Here is a 21,532-nt window from a genome sequence, read left to right on the forward strand (position 1 = left end):
TTATTGGCGCAGACAGTTTGAACACGGTCAGCGCGGAAGAACCGGAGCGTACACGCAGTACGTGAGGATTCTGAGCACTGCCCAGGTTCGAAATGGCAAGCAAAATAGCCCTAATGGGGTTGGCTCTAAGTGTAGCGGCTGGCTTGTGACTGATATTCCTAAACTGGCTGCTGATTTATAGTCTGCAACATGGTAGAAATGAAACACTGTTGTGAAAACGTGGTGACCCTCCATGCCCGAACCCGTCGCTGAACCGACGCTGAGTGGTTTACGCCTTAACCTGCGCATTGTCTCTGTGGTGATGTTCAACTTCGCCAGCTATCTGACCATCGGCCTGCCGCTCGCGGTCTTGCCAGGCTATGTCCATGATGTGATGGGGTTCAGCGCCTTCTGGGCTGGACTGGTTATCAGCCTGCAATATTTCGCTACGCTGCTTAGCCGTCCGCATGCCGGTCGCTATGCCGATCTGCTGGGGCCAAAGAAGATTGTGGTATTCGGGCTGTGTGGCTGCTTTTTAAGTGGTTTGGGCTATTTGCTGGCTGGATCAACGAACGGCTGGCCGTTGGTCAGCCTGCTGCTGCTGTGTCTGGGGCGGGTGATTCTCGGGATCGGGCAAAGCTTTGCCGGAACTGGCTCTACGCTGTGGGGCGTGGGGGTAGTTGGCTCAATGCACATCGGACGGGTGATTTCCTGGAATGGCATCGTGACCTATGGCGCGATGGCGATAGGCGCGCCGCTGGGCGTTCTGTTTTATGCCTGGGGGGGCTTACAGGGGCTGGCTCTGACCGTGATGGGCGTGGCGCTGGTGGCGATACTGCTGGCGCTCCCTCGTCCTGCGGTGAAGGCCAGCAAAGGCAAACCGTTGCCGTTTCGCGCGGTGCTCGGGCGCGTCTGGTTGTACGGTATGGCGCTGGCCCTGGCCTCCGCTGGATTTGGGGTGATCGCCACGTTTATTACCCTGTTTTATGATGCCAAAGGCTGGGACGGCGCAGCTTTCGCGCTGACGCTTTTTAGCTGCACATTTGTCGGCACTCGACTGTTGTTCCCAAATGGTATCAACCGTTTAGGCGGGCTGAATGTGGCGATGATTTGCTTTAGCGTCGAGATTGTCGGGCTGCTGCTGGTCGGGATGGCTTCCATGCCGTGGATGGCGAAAATCGGCGTTCTGCTGGCTGGGGCTGGGTTCTCACTGGTTTTCCCGGCGCTGGGCGTGGTAGCGGTAAAAGCCGTCCCGCAGCAAAATCAGGGCGCTGCGCTGGCGACCTACACGGTGTTTATGGATTTATCGCTGGGGGTTACCGGGCCGCTGGCCGGGTTGATAATGACGTGGGCGGGCGTGCCGGTTATCTATCTGGCGGCAGCTGGGCTGGTGGCGGTGGCGTTATTGCTGACATGGCGGCTAAAAAAACGGCCTCAGGTGGTGTCACCGGAGGCCGCGTCATCGTCTTAACCGTTACTGGATAACCAGCGTGTTAATGATGTTTTCTGCGGTAGTCTGCGCTTTTTGCTGATCGTCAGCAGGCAGCGTGATTTGCAGGGTCAGCAGTTGATTGTCCACTTTACCCAGCACTACGGAAGAGTAAGCGGTCTGGCCTTTGGCTGAGATGATGCTGTCTAACTGCTGCAGCGTGTGGCCTTTCAGCTCAATAGATTTATTGGTGACGACCTGCAGCTGTGGGTCGCGGCTACGCTGCTGATCTTCCAGACGTTTTGCCAGCACAGCCAGGTCTTCGTTGGTGTTGTCGCCAACAATCACAATCACCGCTTTCTGGCCGGTTGCGTCAGAATAGACGTGCATATTGTTCGCCTGGGTGCCCAGCTTGCCGCTCTGATCGGTCATATCCGCTGGCAGGGAAAAACTGAGTTTGCCGTCCAGCAGGCTGACCGGTTGTCCGCTGGCGCTACTTTCTGCGGCAGCACCCTCGGCTGGCGCTTTTGTATCGCTATTATCACAGGCTGCAAGCCCCATAACCAGCAGGCCAATACCGACATATTTAACCAGATTGCGCATTGACTTCTTCCTTTCGATAAACGGCCATAACGGCTCATTCGTCCATCTTATCACAACTCGGAAAATGAACCTTTAACTCGTCTGCAATGCAGCGATTTCGGATTTATCTGCCAGCCTTTTCAGCAACATATTCAGCAGCACGCCGTACATCGGCAGGAAGAAAATAATGCTGATCAGCACCTTGAAACAGTAATCGACCAGCGCGATTTCCATCCAGTGCTCGGCCATGAAGGCATCCGGGCTACGCCAGAAAGCGATAAAGAAGAAGGCCAACGTATCGCTGATATTGCCAAATAGCGTGGACGCTGTCGGTGCCAGCCACCAACGACGGTTCTGGCGCAGGCGGTTAAAGACATGCACATCCAGAATTTGTCCCAGCGCGTAAGCCATAAAGCTGGCGGCGGCGATACGGGCAACAAACAGGTTAAAGTGCAGCAGTGCGCCAAATCCCTGCCACGATCCCATATAAAACAGGGACGAAACGACATAGGAGATCAGCAACGCGGGGATCATCACCGCAAAGATGATACGTCGAGCCAGCGGCGCGCCAAAAATACGCACGGTCAGGTCGGTCGCGAGGAAAATAAACGGAAAGCTAAACGCGCCCCATGTGGTATGGAAACCAAAAATGGAGATTGGAAGCTGCACCAGATAGTTGCTGGAGGTGATCACCAGCAGATGAAATAGCGATAGCCAGAACAACGCTTTTAGGCGCTGAGTTTGTGTAAACGGAGTCATATTGTGACCTTTTTGTTGGATGGGGTGAGGGAACCCAATAAAAAACCGTCGCATGATACTGCTTTAAGAGCACATTGCAATGGTTGTTTTTCACGCAATCGTTAACCTGATTGGCTTACGCCACAACAGAGCGTAAAATAACGCCGTTTTTGTATGAATGAGACGACGATGAGCGACCTGTTTACTTCCCCCGACCATACTCTTGATGCCCAGGGACTGCGCTGCCCGGAACCGGTGATGATGGTGCGTAAAACCGTACGTGGCATGCAGGCCGGTGAAACACTGCTGATTGTCGCCGACGATCCGGCAACAACCCGCGATATTCCTGGCTTCTGTACCTTTATGGAGCATGAGCTAGTGGCCAAAGAGACCGACTCGCTGCCGTACCGCTATCTGCTGCGTAAAGGTCACTAGTTTTGTTTGCCGGATGGCGCTAACGCTTATCCGGCCTACAAAGAACGTGTAACCCGTAGGCCGGATAAGGCCACGCCGTCATCCGGCAAAAAACTATCCTTTACGTAACAACCGCAGCGCGTTAGCGGTCACCAGTACCGTTGCCCCCGTATCGGCCAGCACTGCCAGCCACAATCCGGTTATCCCGAGCAGCGTGGTGACGAGGAAAATCCCCTTCAGGCCCAGCGCAATCGCAATGTTCTGGCGAATATTGGCGTGGGTGGCCCGCGCCAGTTGAATCATTTGCACCAGACCGCGCAGGCGGTTGTGGGTCAGGGCGGCATCGGCGGTTTCCAGCGCGACGTCGGTACCGCTTCCCATCGCAATGCCGATGGTAGCCGCTTTCATTGCCGGAGCATCGTTGATACCGTCGCCAACCATCGCCAGCGGCGATTGTCGGTTGAGATGGGTAACGGCCTGCACCTTATCTTCCGGCAAGAGTCCTGCTTTAAATTCGAGACCCAGTTCACCGGCAATGGCGGCCGCTGCACGCGGGTTATCACCGGTCAGGATCACGCCTTTCACGCCAATCTGATCAAGCTCGGCGATAGCGTTGCGAGCGTCGTCGCGCAGCGTGTCCTGTAGGGCCAGCACGCCGAGTACAGTATCGTTACGCAGCACCAGCACCACCGTTTGGCCCGCGCTTTCCAGCTCGCTTATCTGCCCGGCAAAGGCATCAGCAGGCTGCTTACCGGCGGCGCAAATCAGCACGCGCTCGCCGTCGACCAGCGCTTCAATTCCAGAGCCAACCAGAGCCCGTTGCTCTCTTGCGACAGGAATAGTCAGTTCGCGTGTTTGTGCTTCCCGGACAATCGCTTGTGCCAGCGGGTGTGTCGCACCTTGCTCTACTGCTGCCGCCAGTGCCAGCAGTTCAGCTTCACCAATACCGCTTGCCGGATGAATCGCTGTGACGCGCGGTTTACCGATGGTCAGGGTGCCGGTTTTATCAAACGCCACCTGTGTGACTCTACCCAACTGTTCCAGCGCGGCACCGCCTTTGATTAACGCTCCACGACGCGCCGCGGCGGCAAGGCCAGAGGTAATGGCTGCGGGGGTTGAAATCACCAGTGCGCAAGGACAGCCAATCAACAGCAGCGTCAGTCCTTTATAAATCCACTCCTGCCAGGATGCGGCAAACAGCAGCGGCGGTACGAGGGTGACCAGCAGCGCAACCGCCATAATGGCTGGAGTGTAAATTCGACTGAAACGGTCAATAAAGCGCTCAATGGGGGCGCGACGTTCTTCCGCTTCTTCAATCAGCTTCAGAATACGATCAATGGCGCTGGCGCCCGGTTCGGAGAGCACTTCCAGCGTAACCAGACGGTCCACGCTGGTGGCACCTGCCGGGACTTTCTCGCCGGTGGCGCGTTCAACCGGGATCGATTCGCCGGTCAGGGCGCTTTCATCAAAGCTGGCAAAACCGGAAACCAGTTTGCCGTCGGCAGGTAAACGCCCACCCGCGGCAACTTCAATAACATCGCCAGGCCGGAGGGTATTGATAGCCACCTCTTCGCGCTCGCCGTTACGCAGGCGCGTGGCGGTTTCCGGTTTGAGCGCCATCAGTGCGCTGACCCCTTTACGGGCACGGCTGGCGGCCCATCCTTCCAGGCGTTCGCCAATTAAAAACAGCAGCAGCACCATGGCGGCTTCCGCCGTCGCGCCGATAAACAGTGCACCAATGGCGGCCACGCTCATCAATGTTTCAATGGCAAAGTAGCTGCCGGTTTTCATTAGACGCAGGGCCTGACGGGCAATGGGATACAGACCGACCAGCGTGGTGGCGATAAACGCTATCTGACCGAAGGGATGATTGAACTGCTCCAGCCCCCAGCTAATCGCCATCATGATAATCAGCGAAATCAGCGGTAGGTTTTCTTTAAAACGTGACTCGGGGGCGGCGTCCGTCGCGTGCTCATCGCGCAGGGTATAGCCTGCTTTTTGCACCGCGTTTTCAACTTGCTGGCGGATATCGGAACCGGCATCGACCACCAGTTTTTCAGTGGCGAACAGAACCTGGACCTGGTTGACGCCGCTGACCTGGCGGACCGCATTCTCTACTTTGCGGGCGCAGGCTGCGCAGTCCATGCCTGCCACTTTCCAGGAATAGCGGGTACCTAGTACGGTATCGGATACGGGCGGTGTAGTGGAGCAGCTTCCTTCGCAGCAGCAGTCATCCGCCTTTTGTGGCGCAGGCGCTGGTTTGAAAGAAGAAAATTGTGGGGCCTTTTTGCCACTGGTATCAGGTGTCGACATGGCATCCTCCGGTTGATAATCATTTCGTATTAACCGGAGGATACACTCTGGAGTCGACTCCAGAGTCAAGCGTTTTAAAGATACAACGAACGAACAATCAGGAAATGTCCGGCGAAGTAGCAGGCGGCGGCAATGGCGTTATCGGCGCGAAAGCGACGACGGTAATGGCTACCCAGCCAAACAATATTGCCAATGAACAGGAGCGATGCGCCCATAAATGCCGACAGCGCCGGAGCGGTCGGGCGGAAGAACCACAGTTCGCCAGCCATCCAGACCATCATCAGCGTGATGCCAATAAAGGTGCAGATAGCGACACGCAACTCTTCCAGACGCGTCCAGATCACGGCGATCAGCAACGCCCCCAGTACTACCAGCACCAACGGCAAAGGCCAGAAGAACGACAGCGTCATTTGGCTGGCGAAGTAAATGGTATACAGCAGATGCGACAGGAAGAATGCCCCCACTGCGTACAGCAGGCGTTGGCGCGGCAATAGCGTCAGCGCATCGCCCAGCAGCGAGGCCAGCAGACCAGCCAGCACCAGGTAACTGATAGCGTTAAACATTGGCGCCTGCCAGGCCAGCAGCGCCAGCAGGAGTAACGTCAGGGGTTTAAAGACCCAGCGTTGCCAGGCGGGCCCACGATAGGAAGCATCCACGAACAACCATGCGGAAAGGCAGACAGCGATAAACGACCAAAGCATCTTAGTTCCTTGAATTCGTTATTTTTTCGTAAGCGGGGTGCTTACGGCTCTACTGTCCAGTGTAGAGGTCGACACTGCCAGATGACAACACCATAACGGGCAATGTATGCTTATTTCCGCATTTTCTGATGGGTTAATACTATGAGCAAACCACCACTTTTTTTCATTGTTATCATTATCTTAATTGTTGTCGCCGCGTCGTTTCGCTTTGTTCAGCAGCGGCGTGAAAAAGCCGATAATGATGCGGCGCCGCTGGTGCAAAAGCAGGTGGTGGTGAGTAACAAACGGGAAAAACCGCTTAACGATCGACGATCCCGTCAACAGGAAGTGAGCCCGGCGGGAACCAGCATGCGCTATGAAGCCAGCTTTAAGCCACAAAACGGCGGCCTGGAGCAGACGTTTCGTCTGGATGCTCAGCAGTACCATGCGCTAACGGTCGGGGATAAAGGCACGCTAAGTTACAAAGGTTCGCGTTTTGTTGATTTTACGCTTGAACGCTAAGGTGTCATCTGACTGATGCCGGATGGCGGCTTACGCCTTATCCGGCCTACAGATTTTTTCGCCCCGGCTCGCAACGTGCCGCCGGGCGAAAAGATCGCAGTTACTTCTTCAACTGATCTTTAATCTTTTTCTGCCACACCAGTAGCTCAAAGACGCCGAACAGAAAAATACGGATTTTCTCTCCGTTGGTCATCTGCGGGCCATCTTTAGGCATGGTGCTTTTTAGCAGCGCCAGCTGCATGCCATGCATCAGCACCATAAATATCAGTGCGACGTTAACGAAGATGTTAAGCGGGCGTGGAAAGGGTTGGAAAATATTCAGTAGTAAAAATGCCCAGACGCACAGCATCAGCAGGCGTCCCAGGTTAATCAACATCGTGTTCTCCTCGTGCTTCACGTTGGTACAGGCGATAGGCGACCTGTCCGGCAACTTTCTCACGGTATAGCGACCAGTTCACCGGAACCGGCGGCAAACCGTTTTCTACTTCGCTTTCAACGTAAATATACGCTTCATTTGCCAGCCAGCCATGAGTTTCCAGAAGTGTTAATGTTTCTTCCAGTAACCCTTTGCGAAACGGCGGATCCACAAATACCACGTTATGCGGCGTACCCGTCTGAGCCAAAAATGTCAGCGTATTGGTATTGACGACGCGGGCATGGGAGGCTTTCAGCGTGGCGAGATTCTTTTGTAGCTGCTGAGATACCGCGCGATCCATCTCCAGAAGCGTCGCATTTGCCGCATAGCGAGAGAGGGCTTCCAGCCCCAGCGCGCCGCTGCCGGCGAAGCAGTCCAGACAGTGAGCATCGACCATTACCGGGGCCAGCCAGTTAAACAACGTTTCGCGCACACGGTCGGTGGTCGGACGCAGGCCGGGGCTGTCCGGAACCGGGAGTTTACGGCCACGCCATTGCCCGCCAATAATGCGGATCTGGCCGCTACCAGAGTGATTCGGTTTTTTCATTTCTATTATTGCTCAATCCGCCTATAGCATGTCATTCCAGGCGGTGATGTGAGTTAAGTTAACCCGTCGCTTTTCAAGTTACCTCTTCGTTGGCTGCACTTACTTACCCGAATCACTTACTAAAAGTAAGCTCATCGGGATTCGTGCGCTTGCCGCCTTGACGTAACTCGAAATTCATTGGGTATAAGTGATAGACTATTTCATCATTTTTTTAGCTGCTATGTACATAGCGTTGACGCTGTGCCATGAAGCAACAGCGGGGGAGTGTAGTCGCAAATGGCGAAAGAGAAAAAACGTGGCTTTTTTTCCTGGCTGGGCTTTGGTCAAAAAGAGCAGGCACCGGAAAACGAGACAGAAGTAAAAAACGAAGAACAACAACCGGTTGCTGAAGAAACTACCGTCGTTGACGAACAGCCGCGCGCCGAGGAAACCCGTAGCGAGGCGGAAACGCAAGCCTTTGCTGCTGAAGTCGTTGAAGTAACTGAACAGGTTGCGGAAATTGAGAAACTGCAGCCGGAAGAAGAACCTGTCGCCAAACAAGCGCAGCCGGAAATTGAGCCGGTTGCTGAACCCGTTGCTGAAACTGTAGTGGAAACGCCAGCGGCGGTGGTTATCGAACGCGAAGAATTGCCGCTGCCGGAAGAGGTGAAAACCGAAGAAGTTTCTGCCGAAGAGTGGCAGGCCGAAGCGGAAACCGTGGAAATCGTTGAGGCGGCTGAAGAAGAAGCTGAAAACGAGCCGCAACTGACCGACGAAGAGCTGGAAGCCCAGGCGCTGGCCGCTGAGGCTGCTGAAGAAGCGGTTATGGTGGCGCCGGTAGAAGAACCTGCTGTAGAAGAACCGGTAGAAGAAGAGGTGGTCCAGGAGCAGGAAAAACCAACCAAAGAAGGTTTCTTTGCGCGTCTGAAACGCAGCCTGCTGAAAACAAAAGAAAACCTCGGTTCCGGATTTATCAGTCTGTTCCGTGGTAAAAAGATCGACGATGATCTGTTTGAAGAGCTGGAAGAGCAGCTGCTGATCGCCGATGTGGGCGTAGAAACGACCCGTAAGATCATTGCGAATCTGACAGAAGGTGCCAGCCGCAAGCAGCTTAAAGATGCGGAAGCGCTGTACGGCCTGCTGAAAGAAGAGATGGGCGAGATTCTGGCGAAGGTTGACGAACCGCTGAATGTTGAGGGCAAAACACCATTTGTTATCTTAATGGTTGGCGTCAACGGTGTGGGCAAAACCACCACTATTGGTAAGCTGGCGCGTCAGTTTGAGCAGCAGGGTAAATCAGTAATGCTGGCGGCGGGCGATACTTTCCGTGCGGCGGCGGTAGAACAGCTGCAGGTCTGGGGTCAGCGTAATAATATCCCGGTGATTGCTCAGCATACCGGTGCGGATTCCGCGTCCGTTATCTTTGATGCCATCCAGGCGGCGAAGGCGCGTAACGTAGACGTGCTGATCGCTGATACCGCAGGGCGTTTGCAGAATAAATCGCACCTGATGGAAGAATTGAAAAAAATCGTTCGCGTCATGAAGAAGCTGGACGAAGATGCGCCGCATGAAGTTATGCTGACTATCGACGCCAGCACCGGGCAGAATGCGATAAGCCAGGCCAAACTGTTCCATGAAGCGGTGGGCTTAACCGGTATCACTCTGACCAAGCTGGATGGTACGGCGAAGGGCGGGGTTATCTTCTCGGTTGCCGATCAGTTTGGCATCCCTATCCGCTATATCGGTGTGGGCGAACGTATCGAGGATTTACGTCCGTTTAAAGCGGACGATTTTATAGAGGCACTTTTTGCCCGAGAGGATTAACAATGATTCGCTTTGAACATGTCAGCAAGGCCTATCTCGGTGGGAGACAAGCGCTGCAGGGAGTGACCTTCCATATGCAGCCTGGCGAGATGGCGTTTCTGACCGGCCACTCCGGCGCGGGGAAAAGTACCCTGCTGAAGCTGATTTGTGGAATTGAACGGCCCAGCGCCGGGAAAATCTACTTTAGCGGGCATGACATCAGCCGTTTGAAAAACCGCGAAGTGCCGTTTCTGCGTCGTCAGATTGGCATGATTTTTCAGGATCACCACCTGCTAATGGATAGAACCGTGTTTGATAACGTGGCAATCCCGCTGATCATCGCGGGCGCCAGCGGGGACGATATTCGTCGTCGCGTGTCAGCGGCGCTGGATAAGGTCGGGCTGTTGGACAAAGCGAAAAACTTCCCGATTCAGCTCTCCGGCGGTGAACAACAGCGCGTCGGCATTGCCCGTGCGGTGGTGAATAAACCTGCGGTGTTGCTGGCGGATGAACCAACGGGGAACCTGGATGACGCGCTGTCGGAAGGGATCCTGCGCCTGTTCGAAGAGTTTAACCGCGTCGGGGTCACGGTATTAATGGCCACGCACGATATTGGCCTGATCTCCCGTCGCTCCTATCGCCAAATGGTTCTGAGCGATGGACATCTGCATGGAGGCCTGGCGCATGAATAGACGTGACGCTATTAACCAAATCAAACAGTTCGGTGGCCGACTGGATCGCTTTCGTAAATCGGGCGGTGCGCCGGGTGATGGCGGTCGCAACGCGCCTAAGCGTGCGAAGGCCGCGCCAAAGCCGAACTCGCGTAAAACCAATGTCTTTAATGAGCAGGTACGTTATGCGTTCCAGGGCGCGTTACAGGACCTGAAAAGCAAGCCGCTGGCGACGTTCCTGACGGTGATGGTTATTGCCATCTCCCTGACGCTACCAAGCGTGTGCTACATGGTTTATAAGAACGTAAACCATGCAGCAAGCCAGTATTATCCGTCCCCGCAGATCACCGTTTACCTGCAAAAAACGCTGGATGATGATGCGGCGGCGCGGGTGGTTGGTCAGTTGCAGGCCGAGCAGGGCGTGGAGAAAGTGAATTATCTTTCCCGTGACGACGCGCTGGGCGAATTCCGTAACTGGTCTGGATTTGGCGGTGCGCTGGATATGCTGGAAGAGAACCCGCTGCCGGCCGTGGCGGTGGTGATTCCGAAACTGGACTTCCAGGGTACGGAGTCGCTAAACACGCTGCGTGACCGCATCGCACAAATCAACGGTATTGATGAAGTGCGGATGGATGACAGCTGGTTCGCTCGCCTGGCGGCGCTGACGGGCCTTGTCGGACGCGTTTCCGCGATGATTGGCGTGCTGATGGTGGCGGCGGTCTTCCTCGTCATCGGTAACAGCGTGCGTCTGAGTATTTTTGCGCGTCGCGATACCATTAACGTGCAAAAACTGATTGGCGCGACGGATGGATTTATCCTGCGTCCGTTCCTCTACGGCGGGGCACTGCTCGGTTTTTCCGGTGCATTTCTTTCACTGATTTTGTCAGAAATTTTGGTGATGCGTCTGTCGTCAGCGGTGACTGAAGTGGCACAGGTATTTGGAACCAAGTTTGATATCAATGGCTTATCATTCGATGAATGCCTGTTATTGCTGCTGGTGTGCTCGATGATTGGCTGGGTGGCAGCCTGGCTTGCCACGGTTCAACATTTACGCCACTTTACCCCCGATTAAAAAATCTCTGGTATAATCTTTCCCTGCACTGAGTAGTTCGCTCTGCAGGGAAAGAGTCCCTGTGATCTCTTCCCGGCGTATTCATTGTGATGTCACATTTTGTGCGTAATCTATACACATTACGACATGGAACTTGTGGATAAAATCACTGTCTGATAAAAGATTGAATGATATTCTCGTTGCTCATAAGCTCTGGCATGGTTGTTGCTATTGGTTTTAGCCAATGCGCCAGATGAAAAGATTGAGAGGATTTGAATGACCAAAGAAATGCAAAATTTAGCTTTAGCCCCTGTTGGTAACCTGGAATCTTACATCCGGGCTGCGAACGCGTGGCCGATGTTGTCGGCTGACGAGGAGCGGGCACTGGCTGAAAAGCTGCATTACCAGGGCGATCTGGAAGCAGCTAAAACGCTGATCCTGTCTCACCTGCGCTTTGTTGTTCATGTTGCTCGTAATTATGCGGGCTATGGCCTGCCGCAGGCGGATTTGATTCAGGAAGGTAATATCGGCCTGATGAAAGCCGTGCGCCGTTTCAACCCGGAAGTGGGTGTGCGCCTGGTTTCCTTCGCTGTGCATTGGATCAAAGCTGAGATCCACGAATACGTTCTGCGTAACTGGCGTATCGTTAAAGTCGCGACCACTAAAGCGCAGCGTAAGCTGTTCTTTAACCTGCGTAAAACCAAGCAGCGTCTGGGCTGGTTTAACCAGGATGAAGTTGAAATGGTTGCTCGCGAGCTGGGTGTTTCCAGCAAAGACGTGCGCGAAATGGAATCCCGTATGGCGGCGCAGGACATGACGTTTGACATGTCTTCAGACGATGAGTCTGACAGCCAGCCGATGGCCCCGGTGCTGTATCTGCAGGATAAATCTTCTAACTTTGCCGACGGCATTGAAGAAGATAACTGGGAAGATCAGGCCGCGAACAAACTGACCCACGCAATGGAAGGTCTGGACGAGCGTAGCCAGGACATCATTCGTGCTCGTTGGCTGGACGAAGACAACAAGTCGACGTTGCAGGAACTGGCCGATCGCTATGGCGTTTCCGCTGAACGTGTTCGTCAGCTTGAAAAGAACGCCATGAAAAAATTGCGCGCGGCGATCGAAGCATAATCTTCCAGCCGACCTGGAAATGCTGATAAACCCTGGATGAAAATCCGGGGTTTTTTGTTTTTATCTCTCCCCCTCTCTCCTGACGTTTATGCTTTTTGTCATCAAGTTGTTATCTGCATGTCAAATTTAGCTATTCCAAAATAATAAAAATCGGGTATGTTTTAGCAGAGTATGCTGCTAAAGCACGGGTGGCTATCCAATAATCGAAATAAAGTGCTGAACAACAACATCACAACACACGTAATAACCACAATAATGGGGATTGTCAGGATGAATATGAAGGGTAAAGCGTTATTGGCAGGATGTATCGCCCTGTCTTTGAGCAATATGGCGTTTGCTAAGGATATTAAAGTTGCTGTCGTCGGCGCGATGTCCGGTCCGGTAGCGCAGTATGGCGATCAGGAATTTACTGGCGCAGAGCAGGCGATTGCAGATATCAATGCCAAAGGCGGCGTGAAAGGCGACAAACTGGTCATGGTGAAATATGACGATGCCTGTGACCCGAAACAAGCGGTAGCGGTAGCTAACAAAGTGGTCAACGACGGGATTAAATATGTTATCGGCCACCTGTGCTCATCTTCCACTCAGCCTGCGTCAGATATCTATGAAGACGAAGGCATTCTGATGATTACCCCAGCGGCAACGGCGCCGGAGCTGACCGCGCGCGGCTATAACCTGGTGTTACGTACCACCGGTCTGGATTCCGATCAGGGCCCGACTGCTGCCAAATATATCGTTGAAAAAGTGAAGCCGAAGCGCATTGCGATCGTTCACGACAAACAACAGTATGGTGAAGGCCTGGCGCGTTCCGTGCAGGACAACCTCAAGAAAGCCAACGCTGACGTGGTGTTCTTCGATGGGATCACCGCTGGCGAGAAAGATTTCTCTACTCTGGTGGCGCGTCTGAAGAAAGAGAATATCGATTTCGTTTACTACGGTGGTTACCACCCGGAAATGGGGCAGATTCTGCGCCAGGCACGCGCTGCGGGTTTGAAAACCCAGTTTATGGGACCAGAAGGGGTAGCGAACGTGTCGTTGTCTAACATCGCGGGTGAGTCTGCAGAAGGCTTACTGGTAACGAAACCGAAGAACTACGATCAGGTTCCGGCGAACAAACCGATTGTGGACGCGATCAAAGCCAAGAAACAGGATCCGAGTGGTGCATTCGTATGGACCACCTACGCCGCGCTGCAATCCTTGCAGGCCGGTCTGAACCAGTCTGACGACCCGGCTGAAATTGCCAAATACCTGAAAGCAAACTCAGTGGAAACCGTAATGGGGCCGCTGTCATGGGATGCGAAGGGCGATCTGAAGGGCTTCGAATTCGGCGTGTTTGACTGGCATGCGAATGGTACGGCGACAGACGCTAAGTAATTTTCCTGGCGCCTTTCGCGCTGCAGGTGCGTTGGCTACGTTATTCAACCCCGGTCACTTACTTCTGTAAGCTCCCGGGGACTTCATAACTTGCCGCCTTCCTGCAGCGCGAAATTCTTGGAAAATTGCGAGGTGGTTTTTTATTTTTTCTCCCAGCATGTAGGCCGGATAAGCGTCAGCGCCATCCGGCTTTTTTATCTTTTTTCCCAGCCATTTTCCTGGGCCGTAAACCCTAACGCCTGCATAAACGCGGCCATCACGCTGCGGTCTTCAACGCCGACGTCGGCCATCCACCATGAACTCACGTCAGAGTTTTCCCGGATCACTTCTTCGATCAAATACTGCCCGACGCCGCGGCGGCGGGTGATATCGCGTACGCGCAAGGAATCCAATGCGCCTTGCGTGCCGCTCAGGGTTACGCGAACTGCGCCTAACAGACGCTCGTTAAAGCGCGCGGCGTAGATCCGGTGCGTTTCATCTACGCTTAATGATGAGGCGGAATATTCCGGCCAGATTTTGCCCAGATCAATCTGGTCCTGGTCGCTAAAGTTATCTAAACGAACGATGGTCAGCTTCATTAACAGCATGTCCAAATCACAAAAGATGGAATGAGTGTACCGAAATAATTCGCCCGGATGCTTTCTCTTTTTTATGTGAATAACCAGATTAATAATTTTGTAACAACAGTAATGACAGTTTGAAACCGTAGAGATTGAAAAACAGGCAGAATAATACCCTGGAATGCAGCATTTTATTCGGCTCTTTGTACCGTTATTTTATGCTGACAAACGTGCTTTTTTTTGTTTATCTATAGTGAAAAGCAGAATATTATCTTTTCTTAATCGACTGAAAAATAGAGATTTTAGCCTGATTTTGCTTAAATGACTGCGCTAAACCATTAATGAGACTGGTAAAAATAGTGCAGTTCAAAAAAAGCACAGACTGCTTTTTAACCACATAAATACAAAATATTAATTACGTCACGAATGGGGATTCAGGTAATGAAACGGAATGCGAAAACAATCATCGCAGGGGTGATAGCACTGGCAATGTCACACGCGGTCATGGCGGAAGATATCAAGGTCGCTGTTGTCGGCGCGATGTCAGGTCCGGTCGCGCAGTGGGGTGATATGGAATTTAATGGCGCACGTCAGGCCATTAAAGATATCAATGCCAAAGGCGGGGTCAAAGGCGACAAACTGGTCGCTGTGGAATATGACGATGCCTGCGATCCGAAACAGGCCGTTGCCGTCGCGAACAAAATCGTCAACGACGGCATTCAGTACGTAATTGGCCACCTGTGTTCTTCATCGACTCAACCGGCATCAGATATTTACGAAGACGAAGGCATTCTGATGATTTCTCCGGGCGCCACAAACCCGGAACTGACCCAGCGCGGTTACGCTCACATTATGCGTACAGCGGGCCTGGACTCCTCTCAAGGGCCGACCGCCGCGAAATACATTCTGGAGAAGGTGAAGCCGCAGCGCATTGCCATCATTCACGATAAACAGCAATACGGTGAAGGCCTGGCGCGTTCAGTGCAGGACAGCCTGAAAGCGGGCAAAGCCAACATCGTTTTCTTTGACGGTATCACCGCCGGGGAAAAAGATTTTTCTGCGCTGATCGCTCGCCTGAAAAAAGAAAATATCGACTTTGTTTATTACGGTGGCTACTACCCGGAAATGGGGCAAATGCTGCGCCAGGCACGTTCCGTCGGGCTGAAAACCCAGTTTATGGGACCAGAGGGCGTCGGCAATGCGTCGCTGTCTAACATTGCTGGTGATGCCGCTGAAGGCATGCTGGTGACCATGCCAAAACGCTATGACCAGGATCCGGCGAATAAAGCTATCGTCGATGCGCTCAAAGCTGACAAGAAAGATCCAACTGGACCGTACGTGTGGATCACTTATGCAGCCGTCCAGTCATTGGCGACAGCAATGGATCGCAGCGGTAGCAAAGAGCCGCTGGACCTGGTGAAAGATCTGAAAGCACACGGGGCTGATACCGTGATTGGGCCGCTGAAATGGGACGAAAAAGGCGATTTGAAGGGATTTGAGTTTGGTGTCTTCCAGTGGCATGCGGACGGTTCATCGACCGTCGCGAAGTAATACCTGAAGACGAGTTATCCCACCGCCCGTGTAAAATGGGCGGGTATAAAAAGGTTACCTTATGTCCGAGCAGTTCCTCTATTTCTTGCAGCAGATGTTTAACGGCGTCACGCTGGGAAGCACCTACGCGCTGATCGCCATCGGTTACACGATGGTGTACGGCATTATCGGCATGATCAACTTCGCCCATGGCGAGGTGTATATGATCGGCAGCTATGTCTCCTTTATGATCATCGCTGCGCTAATGATGATGGGCATTGATTCCAGTTGGCTACTGGTCGCGGCGGGCTTCGTTGGCGCGATTGTGATTGCCAGCGCCTACGGCTGGAGCATTGAACGCGTGGCGTATCGACCCGTGCGCAGCTCTAAGCGCCTGATCGCGCTGATTTCCGCTATCGGGATGTCCATCTTCCTGCAAAACTACGTCAGCCTGACGGAAGGTTCGCGCGATGTGGCACTGCCCAGCCTGTTTAATGGCCAGTGGACCGTTGGCAGTAGCGAAAACTTCTCTGCTTCCATCACCACCATGCAGCTGGTTATCTGGATTGTAACCTTCCTGGCGATGCTGGCGCTGACGCTGTTTATCCGTTACTCCCGTATGGGTCGCGCCTGCCGTGCCTGCGCGGAAGACCTGAAAATGGCCAGCCTGCTCGGCATCAACACCGATCGCGTGATTGCGCTGACCTTTGTGATTGGCGCGGCAATGGCGGCGGTCGCGGGCGTGCTGCTTGGTCAATTCTATGGCGTAATTAACCCGTACATCGGCTTTATGGCCGGGATGAAGGCCTTTACCGCAGCGGTGCTTGGCGGCATCGGCAGCATTCCTGGGGCGATGATCGGCGGCCTGATTCTGGGCGTCGCGGAAGCGCTCTCCTCTGCTTATCTGAGTACTGAATACAAAGACGTCGTTTCATTCGCGCTGCTGATTCTGGTGCTGCTGGTGATGCCGACCGGTATTCTGGGTCGCCCGGAGGTAGAGAAAGTATGAAACCGATGCATTTTGCAATGGCGCTGCTCTCTGCCGCCATGTTCTTCGTCCTGGCGGGCGTCTTTATGGGCGTTCAGTTAGAGCTTGACGGCACCAAACTGGTGGTGGATTCCGCGGCGGATATTCGCTGGCAGTGGGTGTTTATTGGTACAGGCGTGGTCTTCCTCTTCCAGTTGCTGCGTCCAGCTTTCCAGAAGGGCATGAAGAGCGTCTCCGGACCGAAGTTTATTCTGCCAGCGATTGACGGCTCCACCGTTAAACAGAAGCTGTTCCTGGTGGCGTTGCTGGTGATTGCCGTGGCGTGGCCGTTTATGGTCTCGCGCGGTACGGTGGATATCGCCACGCTGACGATGATTTATATCATCCTCGGCCTCGGCTTAAACGTGGTGGTGGGGCTTTCCGGCCTGCTGGTGCTGGGCTACGGCGGCTTTTATGCCATTGGCGCTTACACCTTCGCGCTGCTGAACCACTATTACGGACTCGGCTTCTGGACCTGTCTGCCGCTGGCGGGGCTGGTTTCCGCTGCTGCGGGCTTCCTGCTCGGCTTCCCGGTACTGCGCCTGCGCGGTGATTATCTGGCTATTGTGACCTTAGGCTTCGGTGAAATCGTCCGTATCCTGCTGCTCAACAACACCGAAGTGACCGGTGGCCCGAACGGTATCAGCCAGATCCCGAAACCGACTTTTTTCGGTCTGGAGTTTAGCCGTACCGCCCGTGAAGGCGGCTGGGATACCTTCAGCAACTTCTTTAACGTCAAGTACGATCCCTCTGACCGCGTCATTTTCCTCTATCTGGTGGCGCTGCTGCTGGTGGTCTTCTCGCTGTTTGTGATTAACCGTCTGCTGCGTATGCCGTTGGGCCGTGCGTGGGAAGCGCTACGTGAAGATGAAATTGCCTGTCGCTCGCTGGGCTTAAACCCTACGCGCATCAAACTGACAGCTTTTACCATCAGCGCCGCGTTTGCCGGTTTTGCCGGTACGCTGTTTGCCGCGCGCCAGGGGTTTGTCAGCCCGGAATCCTTCACCTTTGCCGAGTCCGCCTTTGTGCTGGCAATTGTGGTATTGGGCGGAATGGGCTCACAGTTTGCGGTGATCCTCGCGGCCATCCTGCTGGTAGTGTCACGCGAGCTGATGCGTGATTTCAATGAATACAGCATGTTAATGCTGGGTGGTTTGATGGTGCTGATGATGATCTGGCGTCCGCAGGGCTTGTTGCCGATGACCCGTCCACAGTTGAAGCTGAAAAACGGGGAAGCAAAAGGAGAGCAGGCATGAGTCAGCCATTATTATCCGTTAACGGCCTGATGATGCGCTTCGGCGGTCTGCTGGCGGTAAACAACGTTGAACTGGAACTGCGGCCGCAGGAAATAGTTTCGTTAATCGGGCCAAACGGCGCGGGAAAAACCACAGTCTTTAACTGTCTGACCGGTTTTTATAAGCCGACCGGCGGGACGATTAAGCTGCGCGACCAGCATCTGGAAGGACTACCGGGTCAGCAAATCGCGCGTATGGGCGTGGTGCGTACTTTCCAGCACGTACGTCTGTTTCGCGAAATGACAGTGATTGAAAACCTGCTGGTGGCGCAACATCAGCAACTGAAAACCGGCGTCTTCTCCGGCCTGTTGAAAACTCCGTCGTTCCGTCGCGCGCAGAGTGAAGCGTTGGATCGCGCCGCCACCTGGCTGGAGCGTATTGGTTTGCTGGAGCATGCCAACCGTCAGGCGAGTAACCTGGCCTACGGCGACCAGCGTCGTCTGGAGATTGCCCGTTGCATGGTGACCCAGCCGGAAATCCTGATGCTCGACGAACCCGCTGCGGGACTCAACCCGAAAGAGACCAAAGAGCTGGACGAGCTGATTGCTGAACTGCGTAACCATCACAACACCACCATTTTGTTGATTGAGCACGACATGAAGCTGGTGATGGGGATTTCTGACCGTATTTACGTGGTGAACCAGGGCACGCCGCTGGCGAATGGGACGCCGGAACAGATTCGTAATAACCCGGATGTTATCCGCGCCTATTTAGGTGAAGCATAATGGGGGCGAGGATTAATATGGATAAGGCGATGTTATCGTTCGACAAAGTCAACGCCCACTACGGCAAGATACAGGCGCTGCACGACGTCAGCTTGTATATCAACCAGGGTGAAATCGTTACTCTGATTGGTGCCAACGGCGCGGGAAAAACCACGCTGCTCGGCACATTGTGTGGTGACCCGCGAGCGACCAGCGGGCGAATCGTCTTTGATGGTAAAGACATTACCGACTGGCAGACGGCGAAAATCATGCGCGAAGCGGTAGCGATTGTGCCGGAAGGGCGTCGCGTGTTTTCCCGTATGACGGTGGAAGAGAACCTGGCGATGGGCGGTTTCTTTGCCGAGAAAGACCAGTTTCAGGAACGCATCAAGTGGGTGTATGACCTGTTTCCTCGCCTGCATGAGCGTCGTATTCAACGTGCGGGAACGATGTCCGGCGGTGAACAACAGATGCTGGCGATAGGCCGTGCGCTGATGAGCCAGCCGAGGCTGCTACTGCTTGATGAACCATCGCTGGGTCTGGCGCCGATTATCATCCAGCAGATCTTTAACACCATTGAGCAACTGCGCGAGCAGGGGATGACCATCTTCCTTGTCGAACAGAACGCTAACCAGGCGCTGAAGCTCGCCGATCGCGGCTACGTGCTGGAAAACGGTCATGTGGTGCTGGAAGACACTGGCGATGCGCTACTGGCTAACGAAGCGGTGCGCAGTGCGTATCTGGGCGGTTAATCATTCTCTGAATAGACAAGGGGCCCGCTGTGGCCCCTTTTTATTGCGCTATGTTATTATTGAGAATAGTTATCAATAATAAAAAATGAACATGGAGAAAGGATGATTCGTTCAGGTACCTGCATGATGAATGGCAGTTTGTTTTTGACGCTTTCTTTAACTACCCTGGCCTCGACACCGCCAGCGTTTGACCCGCGCGATCCCGCAATCTGGGAAGAGAAATCGGACAACCCGTTAGCGCAATCCGACTCGCCCTGCGAAGTGTTTACCAGCTCGGTATGCCCGGGCTGGGAAGATGATAAATCAGATATCCAACGTGAACGTGAGCGACGAGAGCAGCAGCGTTTACAGAATGAGTACGAACGACGCTGGCGCAGAGATTAATCTTTCTCCTGCAGCAACAGATAACGCCATCCTGGCCGGGTAAGGCATACCGCTACCCGGCTTTGTTGTGCACCACTCCGCATTTTCCTGTCACTACGCTTTCACCGCCTTGCCATCTGTTTGTCGCCTTACTATCTTTTTTTTGTAATAAAAAAGTTATTTTTCTGTCATTCGAGCATGTCATGTTACCCCCGCGAGCATAAAACGCGTGATATCGCGCATCCGGCACAACAAGAGAGATAACCGATGATATCGTTACGACATACAGCTTTAGGACTGGCACTTAGCCTGGCGTTTGCAGGTCAGGCACTGGCGGTCACCACCATCCCATTCTGGCACTCAATGGAAGGCGAACTGGGTAAAGAAGTTGATTCTCTGGCGCAACGTTTTAATGCCGCCAATCCCGACTACAAAATTGTTCCGCAGTACAAAGGCAACTACGAGCAGAGCCTGAGTGCAGGAATTGCCGCTTTCCGTACCGGAAACGCGCCTGCGCTGCTACAGGTTTATGAAGTGGGTACGGCAACGATGATGGCTTCGAAAGCCATTAAACCGGTCTATGAAGTATTCAAAGAGGCTGGCATCAACTTCGATGAGTCTCAGTTCGTACCGACGGTTTCTGGTTATTACACCGACTCTAAAAGCGGACATTTGCTTTCTCAACCGTTTAACAGCTCCACTCCGGTGCTGTACTACAACAAAGATGCCTTTAAAAAAGCTGGTTTAGACCCTGAGCAGCCGCCGAAAACCTGGCAGGACCTGGCGGAGTACACCGCGAAGCTGAAAGCGGCAGGCATGAAGTGCGGTTACGCCAGCGGCTGGCAGGGGTGGATTCAGATTGAAAACTTCAGTGCCTGGAACGGTCTGCCGGTCGCTACCAAAAACAACGGTTTTGACGGTACTGACGCGGTGCTGGAGTTCAATAAACCGGAACAGGTAAAACATATCGCTCTGCTGGAAGAGCTGAACAAAAAAGGCGATTTCAGCTACTTCGGGCGTAAGGACGAATCCACTGAGAAGTTCTATAACGGGGATTGTGCCATTACCACCGCCTCTTCCGGTTCGCTGGCTGATATCCGCCATTACGCGAAATTCAACTATGGCGTCGGAATGATGCCGTACGATGCCGATGTGAAGGGCGCGCCGCAGAACGCAATTATCGGTGGGGCCAGTCTTTGGGTGATGCAGGGCAAAGACAAAGCCACCTACGAAGGCGTGGCGAAGTTCCTCAACTTCCTGGCGAAGCCTGAAATTGCTGCCGAATGGCATCAGAAGACCGGCTATCTGCCGATCACCACAGCTGCCTACGACCTGACCCGTGAGCAGGGCTTCTATGATAAGAACCCTGGGGCTGATATTGCCACCCGCCAGATGCTGAACAAGCCGCCGTTGCCGTTCACCAAAGGGCTGCGTCTGGGCAACATGCCGCAGATCCGTACCATTGTGGATGAAGAGCTGGAAAGCGTCTGGACCGGGAAGAAAAACCCGCAGCAGGCGCTGGATGCCGCCGTTGAGCGTGGCAATCAGTTACTGCGCCGCTTTGAGCAATCGACCAAATCGTAATGTGAAATGCCGGGTGGCGGCTGCGCCTTACCCGGCCTACAAATGCGCGTAGGCCGGATAAGCGTAGCGCCATCCGGCGCTGTTCAGGA

At 53.8% G+C, this 21,532-nt stretch carries 22 protein-coding genes and 1 pseudogene; 15 read left to right on the forward strand and 8 right to left on the reverse strand.

Translation table 11 applies throughout. The features are described 5' to 3' along the window. The first annotated feature begins 232 nt into the window (after positions 1-232). Positions 233-1,450: an MFS transporter gene (locus OGX67_RS03425; RefSeq protein WP_086504651.1), complete on the forward strand. Its 1,218-nt coding sequence runs from the start codon at positions 233-235 to the stop codon at positions 1,448-1,450. A gap of 3 nt (positions 1,451-1,453) precedes the next feature. Here the strand turns inward: OGX67_RS03425 and OGX67_RS03430 are convergent, their stop codons facing one another. Further along, entirely contained in the window at positions 1,454-2,011 is a 558-nt protein-coding gene (locus tag OGX67_RS03430; protein WP_003837816.1) for a DcrB family lipoprotein, read from the reverse strand. 72 nt (positions 2,012-2,083) lie between these two features. Then, positions 2,084-2,749, reverse strand: a complete 666-nt coding sequence (locus OGX67_RS03435) for a 7-cyano-7-deazaguanine/7-aminomethyl-7-deazaguanine transporter (protein WP_003023401.1) — start codon at positions 2,747-2,749, stop codon at positions 2,084-2,086. Between the two features lie 168 nt (positions 2,750-2,917). On the opposite strand from OGX67_RS03435, the gene tusA reads away from it, so the two are divergent. After that, positions 2,918-3,163, forward strand: a complete 246-nt coding sequence (gene tusA, locus OGX67_RS03440) for a sulfurtransferase TusA (RefSeq protein WP_003023404.1) — start codon at positions 2,918-2,920, stop codon at positions 3,161-3,163. A gap of 93 nt (positions 3,164-3,256) precedes the next feature. On the opposite strand, the gene zntA is transcribed toward tusA, so the two are convergent. Next, complete coding sequence (gene zntA, locus OGX67_RS03445) at positions 3,257-5,455, reverse strand: Zn(II)/Cd(II)/Pb(II) translocating P-type ATPase ZntA (RefSeq protein ID WP_003837820.1); 2,199 nt, start codon at positions 5,453-5,455, stop codon at positions 3,257-3,259. A gap of 74 nt (positions 5,456-5,529) precedes the next feature. Continuing rightward, positions 5,530-6,156: a lysoplasmalogenase gene (locus OGX67_RS03450; RefSeq protein ID WP_003827558.1), complete on the reverse strand. Its 627-nt coding sequence runs from the start codon at positions 6,154-6,156 to the stop codon at positions 5,530-5,532. 141 nt (positions 6,157-6,297) lie between these two features. Between OGX67_RS03450 and OGX67_RS03455 the strand changes: the two genes are divergently transcribed. After that, positions 6,298-6,657, forward strand: coding sequence for a DUF2500 domain-containing protein (locus OGX67_RS03455; RefSeq protein WP_003023413.1), 360 nt, complete (start codon positions 6,298-6,300; stop codon positions 6,655-6,657). Positions 6,658-6,757: 100 nt separating this feature from the next. On the opposite strand, the gene OGX67_RS03460 is transcribed toward OGX67_RS03455, so the two are convergent. Then, entirely contained in the window at positions 6,758-7,033 is a 276-nt protein-coding gene (locus OGX67_RS03460) for a DUF1145 family protein (RefSeq protein WP_003023415.1), read from the reverse strand. Then, on the reverse strand, positions 7,023-7,619 hold the full coding sequence (gene rsmD, locus OGX67_RS03465) for a 16S rRNA (guanine(966)-N(2))-methyltransferase (RefSeq protein WP_003837832.1): 597 nt from the start codon (positions 7,617-7,619) through the stop codon (positions 7,023-7,025). The genes OGX67_RS03460 and rsmD overlap by 11 nt, the downstream gene beginning before the upstream one ends. A 276-nt stretch (positions 7,620-7,895) precedes the next feature. On the opposite strand from rsmD, the gene ftsY reads away from it, so the two are divergent. The 5 genes from ftsY (at position 7,896) to livJ (ending at position 13,628) form a co-directional block, all read left to right on the forward strand. After that, positions 7,896-9,422 (forward strand): signal recognition particle-docking protein FtsY, encoded by a 1,527-nt coding sequence (gene ftsY, locus OGX67_RS03470; RefSeq protein ID WP_071696364.1) that lies wholly within the window; start codon positions 7,896-7,898, stop codon positions 9,420-9,422. Positions 9,423-9,424: 2 nt separating this feature from the next. After that, positions 9,425-10,093 carry a cell division ATP-binding protein FtsE gene (gene ftsE / locus OGX67_RS03475; RefSeq protein WP_003023420.1) on the forward strand — a complete coding sequence of 223 codons (669 nt, stop codon included), beginning with the start codon at positions 9,425-9,427 and terminating at the stop codon, positions 10,091-10,093. Further along, entirely contained in the window at positions 10,086-11,144 is a 1,059-nt protein-coding gene (ftsX, locus tag OGX67_RS03480) for a permease-like cell division protein FtsX (RefSeq protein ID WP_003837835.1), read from the forward strand. The genes ftsE and ftsX overlap by 8 nt, the downstream gene beginning before the upstream one ends. A 255-nt stretch (positions 11,145-11,399) precedes the next feature. Continuing rightward, positions 11,400-12,254 (forward strand): RNA polymerase sigma factor RpoH, encoded by an 855-nt coding sequence (gene rpoH, locus OGX67_RS03485; RefSeq protein ID WP_003023425.1) that lies wholly within the window; start codon positions 11,400-11,402, stop codon positions 12,252-12,254. A 270-nt stretch (positions 12,255-12,524) separates the two neighbouring features. After that, complete coding sequence (gene livJ, locus OGX67_RS03490; protein WP_003023428.1) at positions 12,525-13,628, forward strand: branched chain amino acid ABC transporter substrate-binding protein LivJ; 1,104 nt, start codon at positions 12,525-12,527, stop codon at positions 13,626-13,628. A gap of 83 nt (positions 13,629-13,711) precedes the next feature. Here the strand turns inward: livJ and OGX67_RS03495 are convergent. Then, positions 13,712-13,838, reverse strand: a pseudogene (locus OGX67_RS03495) (hypothetical protein). Beyond that, positions 13,823-14,206 (reverse strand): aspartate 1-decarboxylase autocleavage activator PanM, encoded by a 384-nt coding sequence (gene panM / locus OGX67_RS03500; RefSeq protein WP_003023430.1) that lies wholly within the window; start codon positions 14,204-14,206, stop codon positions 13,823-13,825. The pseudogene OGX67_RS03495 and the gene panM overlap by 16 nt, the downstream one beginning before the upstream one ends. 423 nt (positions 14,207-14,629) lie before the next feature. Between panM and livK the strand changes: the two genes are divergently transcribed. The 7 genes from livK to ugpB all read left to right on the forward strand — a co-directional run bounded on the left by livK (position 14,630) and on the right by ugpB (position 21,443). Further along, positions 14,630-15,739 (forward strand): high-affinity branched-chain amino acid ABC transporter substrate-binding protein LivK, encoded by a 1,110-nt coding sequence (gene livK / locus OGX67_RS03505; RefSeq protein WP_003023433.1) that lies wholly within the window; start codon positions 14,630-14,632, stop codon positions 15,737-15,739. A gap of 61 nt (positions 15,740-15,800) precedes the next feature. After that, complete coding sequence (gene livH / locus OGX67_RS03510) at positions 15,801-16,727, forward strand: high-affinity branched-chain amino acid ABC transporter permease LivH (protein WP_003023435.1); 927 nt, start codon at positions 15,801-15,803, stop codon at positions 16,725-16,727. Further along, positions 16,724-18,001: a branched chain amino acid ABC transporter permease LivM gene (gene livM / locus OGX67_RS03515; RefSeq protein WP_032950432.1), complete on the forward strand. Its 1,278-nt coding sequence runs from the start codon at positions 16,724-16,726 to the stop codon at positions 17,999-18,001. Before livH ends, livM begins: the two co-directional genes overlap by 4 nt. Continuing rightward, positions 17,998-18,765 (forward strand): high-affinity branched-chain amino acid ABC transporter ATP-binding protein LivG, encoded by a 768-nt coding sequence (gene livG / locus OGX67_RS03520; protein WP_003023438.1) that lies wholly within the window; start codon positions 17,998-18,000, stop codon positions 18,763-18,765. Before livM ends, livG begins: the two co-directional genes overlap by 4 nt. A gap of 17 nt (positions 18,766-18,782) precedes the next feature. Then, positions 18,783-19,496: a high-affinity branched-chain amino acid ABC transporter ATP-binding protein LivF gene (livF, locus tag OGX67_RS03525; protein WP_003827581.1), complete on the forward strand. Its 714-nt coding sequence runs from the start codon at positions 18,783-18,785 to the stop codon at positions 19,494-19,496. Between the two features lie 102 nt (positions 19,497-19,598). Then, the gene (locus OGX67_RS03530) at positions 19,599-19,880 is read left to right on the forward strand and encodes a hypothetical protein (protein ID WP_257651321.1); all 282 of its coding nucleotides are present in this window, start codon (positions 19,599-19,601) and stop codon (positions 19,878-19,880) included. 246 nt (positions 19,881-20,126) lie between these two features. Further along, positions 20,127-21,443 (forward strand): sn-glycerol-3-phosphate ABC transporter substrate-binding protein UgpB, encoded by a 1,317-nt coding sequence (ugpB, locus tag OGX67_RS03535; RefSeq protein WP_003023445.1) that lies wholly within the window; start codon positions 20,127-20,129, stop codon positions 21,441-21,443. Positions 21,444-21,532: the final 89 nt, after the last annotated feature.

The sequence above is a fragment of the Citrobacter sp. Cf118 genome, assembly GCF_030334095.1.
Lineage (GTDB): Bacteria > Pseudomonadota > Gammaproteobacteria > Enterobacterales > Enterobacteriaceae > Citrobacter > Citrobacter freundii.